10 protein-coding genes and 1 rRNA gene are annotated in these 12598 nt (G+C 41.7%); 8 read left to right on the forward strand and 3 right to left on the reverse strand.

The window, feature by feature from the left end:
• The 4 genes from rrf to AC19MV_RS19255 form a co-directional block, all read left to right on the forward strand.
• Positions 1 to 87, forward strand: a 5S ribosomal RNA gene (rrf, locus tag AC19MV_RS19240); the annotation flags it as partial.
• 584 nt (positions 88 to 671) lie between these two features.
• Positions 672 to 1691: an HlyD family secretion protein gene (locus AC19MV_RS19245; protein ID WP_498309582.1), complete on the forward strand. Its 1020-nt coding sequence runs from the start codon at positions 672 to 674 to the stop codon at positions 1689 to 1691.
• 21 nt (positions 1692 to 1712) lie between these two features.
• Positions 1713 to 4469 (forward strand): ribosome-associated ATPase/putative transporter RbbA, encoded by a 2757-nt coding sequence (rbbA, locus tag AC19MV_RS19250; protein WP_498309583.1) that lies wholly within the window; start codon positions 1713 to 1715, stop codon positions 4467 to 4469.
• Between the two features lie 3 nt (positions 4470 to 4472).
• Positions 4473 to 5597 (forward strand): ABC transporter permease, encoded by a 1125-nt coding sequence (locus AC19MV_RS19255; protein WP_498309585.1) that lies wholly within the window; start codon positions 4473 to 4475, stop codon positions 5595 to 5597.
• A gap of 98 nt (positions 5598 to 5695) precedes the next feature.
• On the opposite strand, the gene AC19MV_RS19260 is transcribed toward AC19MV_RS19255, so the two are convergent.
• On the reverse strand, positions 5696 to 5926 hold the full coding sequence (locus AC19MV_RS19260) for a hypothetical protein (RefSeq protein WP_160054258.1): 231 nt from the start codon (positions 5924 to 5926) through the stop codon (positions 5696 to 5698).
• A gap of 363 nt (positions 5927 to 6289) precedes the next feature.
• Here AC19MV_RS19260 and AC19MV_RS19265 point away from each other — a divergent pair, with 363 nt between their 5' ends.
• Positions 6290 to 6736 (forward strand): Hsp20 family protein, encoded by a 447-nt coding sequence (locus AC19MV_RS19265; protein ID WP_432403952.1) that lies wholly within the window; start codon positions 6290 to 6292, stop codon positions 6734 to 6736.
• Positions 6737 to 6871: 135 nt separating this feature from the next.
• Here the strand turns inward: AC19MV_RS19265 and soxR are convergent, their stop codons facing one another.
• Positions 6872 to 7318 carry a redox-sensitive transcriptional activator SoxR gene (gene soxR / locus AC19MV_RS19270; RefSeq protein WP_498309586.1) on the reverse strand — a complete coding sequence of 149 codons (447 nt, stop codon included), beginning with the start codon at positions 7316 to 7318 and terminating at the stop codon, positions 6872 to 6874.
• 97 nt (positions 7319 to 7415) lie between these two features.
• Between soxR and AC19MV_RS19275 the strand changes: the two genes are divergently transcribed.
• Complete coding sequence (locus AC19MV_RS19275) at positions 7416 to 7841, forward strand: VOC family protein (protein ID WP_498309588.1); 426 nt, start codon at positions 7416 to 7418, stop codon at positions 7839 to 7841.
• A gap of 93 nt (positions 7842 to 7934) precedes the next feature.
• On the opposite strand, the gene pepE is transcribed toward AC19MV_RS19275, so the two are convergent.
• Positions 7935 to 8645 (reverse strand): dipeptidase PepE, encoded by a 711-nt coding sequence (gene pepE / locus AC19MV_RS19280; RefSeq protein ID WP_498309590.1) that lies wholly within the window; start codon positions 8643 to 8645, stop codon positions 7935 to 7937.
• 265 nt (positions 8646 to 8910) lie between these two features.
• Here pepE and htpX point away from each other — a divergent pair, with 265 nt between their 5' ends.
• Both htpX and AC19MV_RS19290 read left to right on the forward strand, forming a co-directional pair.
• On the forward strand, positions 8911 to 9774 hold the full coding sequence (gene htpX / locus AC19MV_RS19285) for a protease HtpX (protein ID WP_432403938.1): 864 nt from the start codon (positions 8911 to 8913) through the stop codon (positions 9772 to 9774).
• Between the two features lie 280 nt (positions 9775 to 10054).
• Positions 10055 to 12550 carry a putative bifunctional diguanylate cyclase/phosphodiesterase gene (locus AC19MV_RS19290; RefSeq protein WP_498309592.1) on the forward strand — a complete coding sequence of 832 codons (2496 nt, stop codon included), beginning with the start codon at positions 10055 to 10057 and terminating at the stop codon, positions 12548 to 12550.
• The last annotated feature ends 48 nt before the right edge of the window (positions 12551 to 12598 follow it).

The raw sequence follows: 12598 nt of genomic DNA on the forward strand, positions 1-12598 counted from the left end.
TGATCCCATTCCGAACTCAGAAGTGAAACACAGTATCGCCGATGGTAGTGTGGGGTCTCCCCATGCGAGAGTAGGTCATTTCCAGGCGCCTAATTTACTCGAAAGAGTAGTGATAAGCCCGTTGCTAACGCAACGGGCTTTTTTACGTCTTGAATTTGAGCAAATAGTATTGTGATTGAAATATTCATTGCTCGAATGCATAGCAGAGAATGATCAAACTTTTGTACTTATTTTAAGTTATGTCCGCTTATTCACCCTAACTGTGAGGCAGATCAAGGTTTAACCTCTTTTATTGATACAAAATTTAATTGAGTTAATACACTAATTTATCGTTTGAATGGGGGGAGCGTTGTGAATACCGTTTCTACCTTGCTAAATATCATCATTTGCTGCACTTGTGCGTTAAATAAATACATCGACAAATGAAATCTAGATTTATCTGTGAGGATAGCGGTTTTTACAATCTGATATTGATTCGCTTTAGTTGTTATTGCAACTAGGTAACATATTACGAGCCGTTGTCTCTTCTCATTTTATGCATGTCTGGCTCTCTAGCCGATTAATACTGTTCAAGGTTGTGGTGCCGAGACAAGGTTTTTGACAGAGATTGAATAATGTCAGCTTGTTGCGTTAAAAAAGATTGCTGTCACTCATAGAAGGATTTTTAGACAATGAATAACATATTGAAGAGAGTTATATATATCGTTGTTTTTATAGTGCTTATTTTTTCTTTTTGGTGGGGGTGGCAATATTTACAAGTCGCTCCGCTAGCCGGTGGTTTAGTGTCAGGTAACGGCAGAATTGAAGCTGTAGAAGTTGATGTATCAACTAAAATAGCGGGACGGGTCGATACCATTTTGGCTCAGGAAGGGGACCTTGTTAAAGAGCAACAAGTTGTCGCGCAAATTAATACCGATCAATTGCGTGCTCAACTGCTTGGTGCTGAAGCTAATGTGGCCAGTGCTGAAAGCCAAGTTGCTTCTGCTCTGGCAACCATCGAGCAGGCAAAGGCTGAGGAAGTGTTAGCCGAACAAGAATTGTCTCGGGCTAGAGCACTGGTAAAAGATAACCATATTAGTAAAGAAACCTATGATACAAGAGTCAGTCAGGTTGCTGTTGCTAAAGCCGCGCTTCAGGCGGCTAAGGCTGGCCTGGTTTATCGTGAACGTATGGTGGATGCTGTTAGGGCCAGTACCAAAGAAATCCAAACTCAAATTGATGATTGTGTGTTGAAATCCCCAGTGACTGGTCGAGTGATATACCGACTTGCCGAACCAGGTGAGGTGCTTGGCAGTGGTGGCAAAGTGTTGACTATGATTAACCTTGCTGATGTCTATATGGAGATATTTGTACCTTCGGCACCAGCAAATCGTATTGCGATAGGTGCAGAGGCGAGAATTAAATTAGATGTTCTCGATTATACCATTCCTGCATCGGTGAGCTTTGTATCACCCGAATCACAATTTACCCCAAAGCAAGTTGAAACCCTTAGTGAACGTGAAAAACTGATGTTTCGTGTTAAGGTGCGGATCCCTCAATACCTAGTACAAAAACACATAGAAGATGTGAAGACTGGCGTGCGTGGCGTGGCTTATATACGCCTGACACCTTTACCCGGAGAGCAGCTGACTCCGTGGCCTGATTTTCTTCAACAATTGTTGCCAGACTCTGAGCCTAATTCAGTCAATTAACATTAATGTGGGTACATAATCATGGACCAACAACACAAACCGATCGTCTGTATTAGCAATGTTAGTCATAGATATAAAAAAGTCATGGCGATTGAAGATGTTACGCTCAGTATCCCTTCGGGACAAATGGTGGGTTTACTCGGCCCTGATGGGGTGGGTAAATCAACCTTGTTGGCACTGATTTCTGGGGTCAGAAAATTACAGAGTGGTAATCTTGAAGTGCTTGGCGGTGATATGGCCTCGGCTCGACATCGCTCAAATGTTGGCCCTCGTATTGCTTATATGCCTCAAGGGTTAGGTAAGAATTTATACAGTGAGCTCAGTGTTGCCGAAAACCTCGATTTCTTTGGTAAATTATTTGGCCAGGGGGCCTCTGAACGTAAAACCCGCATTGACCGACTCACCCATGCAACGGGCCTTAATGCATTTTTATCACGGCCAGCAGGTAAGTTATCCGGCGGGATGAAACAAAAACTGGGTTTATGCTGTTCGCTTATTCATGACCCCGATTTATTGATATTAGATGAGCCAACTACCGGGGTCGACCCTCTCTCTAGGCGACAATTTTGGCAGTTAATTAACACAATACGCAGTGAACGGCCTAGCATGAGCGTGATAGTGTCTACCGCTTATATGGATGAAGCCGAAGGATTTGATTGGTTGGTGGCTATGGATGCAGGCCATGTGTTGGACTCGGGTACACCTGAAGCACTCAAACTCAAAACTCAATCTGAAAATATCGAGCAAACCTTTACTCGGCTACTACCAAAAGAAAAGCGCGGCAGTGGTCATGCGCTTGTTATTCCTCCTTTTGAAAAAACCGATGCTTCACCTGCAATTACAGCCAAAGGGTTAACCCGTCGTTTTGGGGATTTTACTGCTGTCAGTAATGTGAGTTTTGACATTCAAGCCGGAGAGATTTTTGGCTTTTTGGGCTCAAATGGTTGCGGTAAAACAACCACCATGAAAATGTTGACCGGACTGTTACCTGCGTCAGAGGGTGAGGCGTTTTTATTTGGTAAGCCTGTCGATGCCAGCAATATCTACATGCGCAATAGAGTAGGGTTTATGTCGCAAGCTTTTTCCTTGTATGGTGAGCTGACGGTTAAACAGAACTTGACCTTGCATGCGCGTTTGTTCCATTTATCTGCTTCGAAAGCCACAGAGCGAATTGATGTACTGGTTGATCGCTTTGGTTTGCGTAAGCAAATGGATGATTTGGCATCATCACTGCCACTTGGGATCCGCCAACGCTTGTCACTTGCGGTTGCGGTGATCCACGAGCCAGAAATGCTAATCCTTGACGAGCCCACATCAGGTGTTGACCCTGTTGCACGTGATGAATTTTGGGAATTGCTTGTTGAGTTATCACGTCGCGATAAAGTCACCATATTTATTTCAACCCACTTTATGAATGAAGCGTTACGGTGTGACCGTATTTCATTAATGCATGCAGGTGAAGTCTTAGTTTACGATGAGCCACAACACCTTGTTGAAGCCAAAGGGTCAACGTCGCTTGAAGAAGCTTTTATCAGTTATCTTGAAGATGCGATAGGCCAGCCCCCTCAAAAGCAAGCGCAACTTGAAATAGCCCCTACTTCAGAACCGACGACATTAAGCCAAAGCCAACCACAGCATGCAAAACGCTTTGGCTTTAATTTATCGCGGTTGCTGGCGTATAGTTATCTTGAAATGATGGCGGTAATGCGTGACAAAATTCGCCTCGCATTTGCGTTTTTTGGCAGTGTGATTTTGTTGATTGTGATTGCTTATGGGATCTCGTTAGATATTGAAGATCTGACTTTCGCGGTGCTCGATTATGACCAAACACCGCAAAGCCGAGAATACGTTAGTCACTTTCAAGGCTCTCATTATTTTATCGAAAGACCTGTATTACAAAGTAAAGACGAGCTTGAGCGGCGCTTACAGTCTAACGATATCACCTTGGCGATAGAGATCCCGGCCGGTTTTGGTCGCGATATTAAAAAGGGTCAGACTGCACACGTTTCGGCATGGATAGATGGTGCTAATACCACCCGAGCCGGCACTATCGAAGGCTATGTCACTGGTGGCTATATTTGGTACCTTACACAATTAGCGACAGAATCCGGGGTTGATGCCAGTGCACTGTATAATGTCGATCTGCAGTCTCGTTATCGCTATAACCCTTCATTTGAAAGTATTTATTCCATTGGGCCTAAAACGCCAGCGTTATTGTTATTGTTCTTTCCGGCAATACTCATGGCTGTGAGTATCGCCCGTGAAAAGGAAGTCGGCACTATCACTAACTTTTTTGTTACGCCAACCAATAAGTTTGAATTTCTTATTGGTAAACAGCTGCCGTATATCGCTATTGGCATGATCAACTTTTTTATTTTGACATTTTTGGTGGTGTTTTTATTGCAGGTTCCATTAAAAGGCAGCCTATTGGGGCTCACCGTTGGGGCATTTTGTTATGTGTGCGCCTCAACTGGCATTGGTTTAGTGGTGTCATCTGTCACGAAAACTCAAGTCACCGCGGTGTTTGCAACCACTATCGTATCGCTATTACCTACAGCGCTGTTTTCGGGGTTAGTGCAACCTACATCCACGTTAGAAGGTGGCGGGTACATTATCGGTATGGCGTGGCCGGCAACCTATTATATGCATTTGAGTGTGGCGGCATTTACTAAAGGTTTAGACTTTTTTGACCTGACAGGCGACATCATGATGTTGTCGATTTATGGTCCTATTTTAGTGGTTTTGGCTGCGGCGTGTTTGAAAAAGCAGGAGGCATAACCGATGAGAATTTGGAGCAATATTTTCTGGCTTGGTACTAAAGAGCTTCGTAGTGTCATGGGTGACGTGACCATGATTATACTGATTGTGTTTTTATTCAGTGCGCAGATTTACTCGCGTTCAACCGCCATTAGTGAGTCGGTGAATAATGCATCCATTGCGATTGTCGACGAAGACCACTCAACGCTGTCGCGTAACATTGCCAATGCTTTCTATCCTCCTTATTTTAAGTTTGCAGAGCAAATATCTGCCAGTGAGGTAGACCAAGTCATGGACCAAGACCGCTTTATGTTTGTGGTAAGTATTCCACCACGTTTTGAGGCAGATGTGCGTGATGGACGCTTACCGAGTGTGCAAATCGATGTTGATGCAACCGCTGTGACTCAAGCAAGTTTAGGTAATAGTTATATTCAAAGTATCATCACCAAGGAGGTTAACTTTTTTGTTAATCGCTCTAATGTAACCATCGATTATCCCGTAGTATTAGTCCAGCGCCGTGCATTTAATCCTAATGGCACCATGAGCTGGTTTAGTTCAATGGGAGCGCTGCTCGATAATGTCACCTTGTTGGCTATTATTCTGACAGGCGCTGCACTGCTGCGTGAACGTGAGCATGGCACCATTGAGCATTTACTGGTTATGCCGCTGACGTCATTTCAAATCATTATGTCCAAGGTATGGGCAAACGGACTTATTGTGCTGGTTGCTTTTTCGTTGTCACTTTTCTTTATGGTCGAAACCTTGCTGGATGTCCCCATTGCTGGATCCCGTTGGTTATTAGTGGGTGGAACAACGATTTACTTATTTGCCGCAGCCTCGATTGGGATTTTTCTTGGCACCATAGCCCGCACCATGGCGCAGTTTGCCTTACTGTTAATGATTGTCATCATCCCCATGATGTTACTGTCTGGAGGGATTACGCCCATTGAGAGTCAACCTGCCATTGTTCAACCATTCACATGGATATTCCCTTCGCGGCACTTTATGGCATTTTCGCAGGCGGTGGTTTTTCGTGGTGCCGATTTTAGTATTGTGTGGCCAGAGTTGCTGAATATTATTGGGCTTGGGATGGTGTTTTTTGTGAGCAGTTTAGCGCTATTTAGGCGCTCAATTTCGGTCAATAAATAACCGTAAACAGTTAACTGGTTGTTTGTTTCGACATGCCGTTAAATCATTAAGCCACCGATAATGGTGGCTTTTTGGTGTTAACAACAATAAATACTCTGTTATGCGTTATTAATTTTTTGTTTTAAGTCATACGCGTCTTCAGTAATCACTCGTTCTAACACTTCAATACGTTGACGTAACGAGCTGATTTCATCGTGCAGTGACTTATTGTTGTTTTCTTGTTGGTTTGCCGCCAGGCTTTGGCGCTCTTTAAGCTTCATAATACTCACAATAAAACTGCCTATAATGGCGATAATTGGGATTAATAGTGCCAGTGTTGCAGGGTTCATAACATATCCTTATTGATGTATTGCGTTGAGAGTTATTGTGACGTTTTCAAATATAATTACTAGTGACAAAAGTCATTTAAACAGGTTTGCAGGCGTAATTGATTATAATGGGTTGTGTTTAAGCTATTGAAATATTGTTGTAATTTAATATTTTTATCTATTTTTTTAAATTTATTTATTCATTTGCCTTGATATTAAACACTGTGTCCATATATCTAATTTTGTAGCAGGATAGATAACGAAACGCTCGAATGAGGTTTTACTACTCTGACTATGACAGTGCCGTAAGGGCTGTTACTAACATTGCCACTGTTATGAAATAGTGGTCATTTTTTACATATTGCTTTAGACAAGGATATGAACATGCGAAACTTTAATCTTACACCAGATTTAACACCTCTTTACCGTAGCGCAATTGGTTTTGACCGTTTAGCCCAACTTGCTGAACATGCAGCTGCTAATAATGCTAACAGTGGCTATCCTCCCTATAATATTGAACTTCTAGGTGAAAATCGTTATCGGATTACTATGGCTGTAGCAGGCTTTGCAATGTCTGAGTTAGACATTATGAGCGAGGGTGAGAAACTGTTAGTTAAAGGTAATAAGACGACAAAAACCGATGACCGTAAGTACTTACATCAAGGCATAGCAGAACGTGGCTTTGAGCGGACATTCCAACTGGCCGATTACGTACGCGTTGTGGGTGCGGAACTAGAACATGGCTTATTAAATATTGATTTAGTACGTGAAATTCCTGAAGCAATGAAGCCTCGTAAAATTGATATTGTCAGTACAAACACACTCGGTTAACCCAGTGTAGCTCAGCATATGGGCAGGTAAAGTGGTGGCTTAAAACTTAATGCGACCACTTTATCGTTTATCTTCATCCTATTGTTTATCACTCCCCAATTTAGCTTATTGCTTACGCCTAGTGTCTTTTTGATACTAGGCTTTTTTGTTTAACAGTACAGGCCCCGGACCTTGTGGTTCGAGCAGGTCATTTGGGTTATACAAAGGGCAATGATTCATCGATAAACAGCCACAACCGATACAACCTTCAAGTGAATCTTTTATATTTTGTAATCGACTTATACGCTGTGTGAGTGTGTCTTTCCAATTAACTGATAATGCCGCCCAGTCTTGTTTGGTGGCTGTCCTGCCATTGGGCAATGAAGCAAATGCGCTGCCAATTTCATCTAAAGATATGCCTAATTGTTGCGCCGCTTTGATAAGAGATATTCGTCTAATGACATCGCGTGAATAACGACGTTGATTACCTTGATTACGCCAACTGCTAATCAGGCCTTTTTGCTCGTAAAAATGGATTGCAGAGATGTTAATTCCACAACGCTTTGCCACTTGGCCAACACTCAATACTGCTTCTTCTGACATATACACTCCAAATTTTTTATTATTTTGGCAAAATTAGTGCTTTACCTCAAGTTAACCTGAGGTATTAAGCTGTGTTGCATTAATCATAAGGAGATAAGTGATGCGATTAGAACATTTAAATTTGGTCGTGAATGATTTGGAAGAAACCTTGGGTTTTTATCAGGCTGCGTTTCCACATTGGCGAGTACGCGGTGGCGGTGAGTCTATATGGCATGGCACCCCACGGAAATGGCTACATTTTGGTGATGATTACCATTATTTATCATTGAATGATTCTGGTACAGGAAATATGCGTGATGTTAAAAGTAACGCTTTGGGTTTAGCTCACTTTGCCTATGTGGTGGATAATATCGATGCGTTAGTGACACGGTTAGCGTTGGTGGGGTTTGGCGTTGCTATTATGGGCGCAGAAGATTTTGCTTATAAAAGTCGTTATTTTATTGACCCTAATGGATTTGAAGTGGAGTTTATAGAGTATTTAACTGATATACCCAATGAGCGAAATCGATACGATAGTAAATAAATATTCTGTACTAACCCGTTAAGCTTAAATTTTAAGCCTAACGGGTTAGTTTTACAAAATAATTTACTTAATCGACGAGCTGCTGTCGAAATACTATTTTAAGTAGTCAGACAAATCGCTATTAACGGCAATTTCAATTTCTTGTTGTTTACCATGAAATAGGTACGCCACTTGATTGCCTATCAAGGTTAATTTATCTCCCTGGCGCCATAATGCACTGCCTTCTTGAATACCGATAACGGGGGTTAATGGGTCGACAATAGTAAACTCCAATAAGCGTTGCGCACGAGTTTCGCCGTTGTGGCCTGGCATTTGGTAATTGGTGTAATGCGGATTTAACTGAAAGGGCAGAATACTTAATGCAGTAAATGAAGGGGGTTCCACAATTGGCATATCGTTTGTGGTGCGAATACTAGTACCGGTAATGTTCGAACCTGCACTCCAGCCCACATACGGCATACCATTTTGAACTTTCTCGCGGATTAAATGCACTAAATCGTAGCGGTATAGCTCGTTTAAGAGTTGGAAGGTATTACCGCCGCCAACCAAAATGCCAGCTGCATCTTGAATCGCTTGTTTAGGATCTGCAAATTGATGAATGCTGTTAATGGTGATGGGCAGCGGCGCTAATGCCGTTTGCACTTTGGTTAAATACTCATCATAACTGACACTCACACCGGCATAGGGAATAAATAACCATTGTTGCCCTGGTTGAGTGAGTGGGCGGATAAGCTCAACCGTGTGAGTTAAATAGGCTGAATCACCGACGCGCGAGGCGCTTAACATTAATGCATTAATGCTCATAAAAATTCCTTTTTTGTTCTTATTTTCGATAGTTTATCAAAGATTAACCATTGCATACACTGAGTTTATCATCGATTGATGTTTTTCAGTTTCAATTAATAATCTCTCCCTAGACTCTGCTCGCTAGATTTTTAAGTAGGGTTTTATCGATGTAAAAAGACTCATAAATCTTTTTTAATATAACTAAGCTTGAATTCTAAAATTATGGACATATTATGTCTGTAGTAACAATCGTAAATCGGCATTTTGCCATACAGGAGCTTAAATGAAGCGTATATTTTTGTTGATCGCAACCAACCTTGCCATATTACTGGTTGCCTCAATTGTTATGTCTATTCTAGGGGTTAATACCCAATCTATGGGTGGACTGTTAGTATTTGCTGCCATTTTCGGTTTTGGTGGCTCGTTTATCAGTTTAGCCATTTCAAAATGGATGGCTAAAAAGACAATGGGTTGTGAAGTCATTACCCATCCACGTGATAATACAGAGCGCTGGTTAGTTGAGACAGTGGCTCGCCAAGCAGAAAAGTCTGGCATTAAAATGCCTGAAGTTGCGATATATCAATCGCCAGAAATGAATGCATTTGCCACCGGTCCAAGCAAAAACAACGCACTTGTCGCGGTTAGCTCTGGCTTGCTTTACGGCATGACTCAAGATGAAATCGAAGGTGTACTTGCCCATGAAGTGAGCCACGTTGCTAACGGTGACATGGTGACATTAACCTTAATTCAAGGAGTGGTGAATACCTTTGTTATTTTTGCTGCTCGCGTGGTTGCTGGCATTATTAATAATGTTGTGTCTAGCAATGATGAAGAAGGTGAAGGCTTAGGCATGTTTGCCTACATGGCAGTGGTTTTTGTATTAGACATGCTGTTTGGTATTTTGGCCTCGATGATCGTGGCTTACTTTTCACGTATTCGCGAATTTAAAGCTGATGAAGGCGCAGCTCGTTTAGCGGGTAAAGGTAAAATGATTGCCGCGCTAGAGCGTTTACGTCAAGGCCCTGAGTCAGGCGCGATGCCAGCACAAATGTCAGCTTTTGGCATTAACGGTAAACGGTCAATGGCAGATTTTATGATGAGCCACCCACCGTTAGAGAAACGCATTGCAGCATTAAAAAATCTTTAATCACTAATATTTACAGTTTGTTAGATGGTAAAGTTAAATAAGGAACCTTAGGGTTCCTTATTTGTTTTAAAAACCTAACTTATGATTGAATATTGTGATTAATTTGTTCATCCATAGCGTGTTATCAATATTTATAGCTTATAGTTATCCATTGTTATGTTGTTTATACTGGGATTAAGATAGGCTGGTCTATTGCCTGTTATATGCTCAATGAAAGACTAGTGGCTTTGCTGGCGATAAGTAGGTCGCGATTATTAATGTATAGATTTAGGAAGGTGTTATGCTAACAAAAGCTATTTCTCAAGCTCAACTCAGAGAATGGCAGCAAGAAATAAATGATATTTCTGCCGAGTTTCGTCTCACCGTTACCTTTAGCCAAATAAACATTACTGATCATCTAGTGCAGGACATTTGCATTAGCCAAAGCGCAGATGAGCGTACTCGTCAGCAACATCAAATCAGTTTGTTACAACATCTTTGTCTTATCCCTACCGTCACAGCATCAGATGGTCAAAATGCAAAAGTGTACCACCAGTTAATACGCGATCAGCATGGGTATGTATTAGCAGCACTCAGCTTTAGCTCAATCAATCATAATCTTAATAAACCAGAATTATTCCAAGAGCTCACCGCGATTCAAACACGCATTGCTGATATGTTGAGCAGTGCCATACGAGTCTATGTGCAAAATATCGATCTCGAGATTAAACATGATCAACAGGTGACACATGATGTTGATGTTCAGGCTTTTATTGATGCATTTGATGAACATGTGTGGATAAAAAATACTCAAAGTATTTATATCGCTTGCAATAAAAGTGTCGAACGCGCTTGGCGAAAATCAAAAGAGCAAATCGTAGGTAAAACCGATTTTGATTTATTTGACCAACGTACAGCAGAACAGTTTCTTGAAAGTGATAAATTGGCTATCGTTACTGGCTCTACGGTAGTGGTGTCTGAATGTGAAGAAGTGGATGTTAATTTTAATAAAGTCTGGCTAGAAACCATTAAAGCGCCCGTGTTTAATGCCCAAGGTGAATTGACGGGTGTTATTGGCATGACCCGCAACATTGCCAAGCACAAAGAGGCACAAGACCAACTCATTCTGGCGGCCAATGTATTCCAAAATGCTGTTGAAGGAGTCGTGATAACAGATAGCGACGGCAATATTACTGAAATTAACCAGGCATTTACTGATATTACCGGATACAGCCGCGAAGAAGTGTTAGGCCAAAATCCACGAATGTTAAGATCAGGTCGTCATCCCAAAAGCTTTTTTGATAAGTTATGGAACACGCTATTGGTGCAGGGCAAATGGCATGGTGAGATATGGAATCGCCGTAAGCATGGCGCAATTTTTCCTCAAGCCATTACCATTAGTGCGGTATTTGATAAACATAATATCATTCAATATTACGTCGCGGTATTTGCTGATATTTCGGCACAAAAGCAAAATGAAGAAAAGCTGAAGAATTTAGCTTATTTTGACCCATTGACGCAGCTGCCTAATCGCATGCAATTTATGTCTTTGTTAGAACAAGAAGTTAACCACTCTCATAGAGCCAAAAAACAACTTGCGGTTGTTTTTCTTGATATCGATTTTTTTAAGCACATTAATGACAGCCTTGGCCATGTTATGGGCGATGAGATATTAGTTGAATTAGCCAAGCGCTTGTCTTATGCATTATCAGATTTCGATGTGTTAGCCCGTCTAAGCGGTGATGAGTTTGTTGTAATGCTGCCCAATATTATGAGTACTGATTATGTTACATCAACCCTCGACCGTATTCGCAGTGTATTTGAATTACCCTTTATACTTGATAATGCACAGTCTGTAAGACTGACGGCCAGTATGGGGATCAGTATTTACCCCAGCGACGGTGATGATCATGACAGCTTATTGCGTAATGCGGACGCCGCAATGCACCGAGCCAAACAAGACGGCCGCAATAACTATGCGTTTTATACTGAGTCGATGACCAAGCAAGCCATTGTGCAAATTAAGTTACAAACGGCGTTACATCAAGCTCTCATCAATGAAGACTTTTATTTAGTGTATCAACCTAAGCTGGCATTAAATGATTTATCAACCTGCGGATTTGAAGCGTTAATACGCTGGCATGACTCCATTTTAGGGGATATATCTCCTGGTGAGTTTATCCCCATTGCTGAAAAAATTGGTTTAATTTGGGATATCGGATTATGGGTGTTAAAAACGGCTTGTTTGCAAGGTGTTGCGTGGTTAACTCAAGGGAAATCTTTTGAGCGTATCTCGGTCAACGTCGCCAGTTTACAATTGCAGCGCAGTGACTTTGTTGAAAAAGTTAGGCTGATTTTATTGGAAACAGGCTTGCCGGCAAAACACTTAGAGTTAGAAGTGACAGAATCTTGCATGATGCACGATCCTGATGCCATTATTCGTGATTTAAAACTATTAGGTGCGATGGGTATTGCATTGAGTATTGATGACTTTGGTACTGGATATTCGTCACTGAATTATTTGAAGAAACTCCCCATTGATAAGCTTAAAATCGATCAATCTTTTGTGCGTGATATTCCGCACGACTCGAATAATACGGCCATTGCCAAGGCGGTAATTGCATTAGGCCACGCATTGAATTTACAAATTATTGCCGAAGGGGTCGAAACGCAAGCCCAGGCAGATTTTTTACGCATTAATGGGTGTGACTTTGCCCAAGGTTATTTATACAGTAAACCAAGATTACCAGATGCATTAGCCGATTTTTTACCACCAGTGGTAGGTGCTAACCCCTAAGCATTGGCATAACGAAAAAAGCCAGCAATGTTATGTGCTGGCTTTTTA

The organism is Shewanella sp. MF05913 (assembly GCF_059758095.1).

Bases quoted from the DNA above. Each gene is read 5' to 3' on its own strand.
- AC19MV_RS19245 (WP_498309582.1), top strand. From the start codon at position 672: ATGAATAACATATTGAAGAGAGTTATATATATCGTTGTTTTTATAGTG.
- rbbA (WP_498309583.1), top strand. From the start codon at position 1,713: ATGGACCAACAACACAAACCGATCGTCTGTATTAGCAATGTTAGTCAT.
- AC19MV_RS19255 (WP_498309585.1), top strand. From the start codon at position 4,473: ATGAGAATTTGGAGCAATATTTTCTGGCTTGGTACTAAAGAGCTTCGT.
- AC19MV_RS19260 (WP_160054258.1), bottom strand. From the start codon at position 5,926: ATGAACCCTGCAACACTGGCACTATTAATCCCAATTATCGCCATTATA.
- AC19MV_RS19265 (WP_432403952.1), top strand. From the start codon at position 6,290: ATGCGAAACTTTAATCTTACACCAGATTTAACACCTCTTTACCGTAGC.
- soxR (WP_498309586.1), bottom strand. From the start codon at position 7,318: ATGTCAGAAGAAGCAGTATTGAGTGTTGGCCAAGTGGCAAAGCGTTGT.
- pepE (WP_498309590.1), bottom strand. From the start codon at position 8,645: ATGAGCATTAATGCATTAATGTTAAGCGCCTCGCGCGTCGGTGATTCA.
- htpX (WP_432403938.1), top strand. From the start codon at position 8,911: ATGAAGCGTATATTTTTGTTGATCGCAACCAACCTTGCCATATTACTG.
- AC19MV_RS19290 (WP_498309592.1), top strand. From the start codon at position 10,055: ATGCTAACAAAAGCTATTTCTCAAGCTCAACTCAGAGAATGGCAGCAA.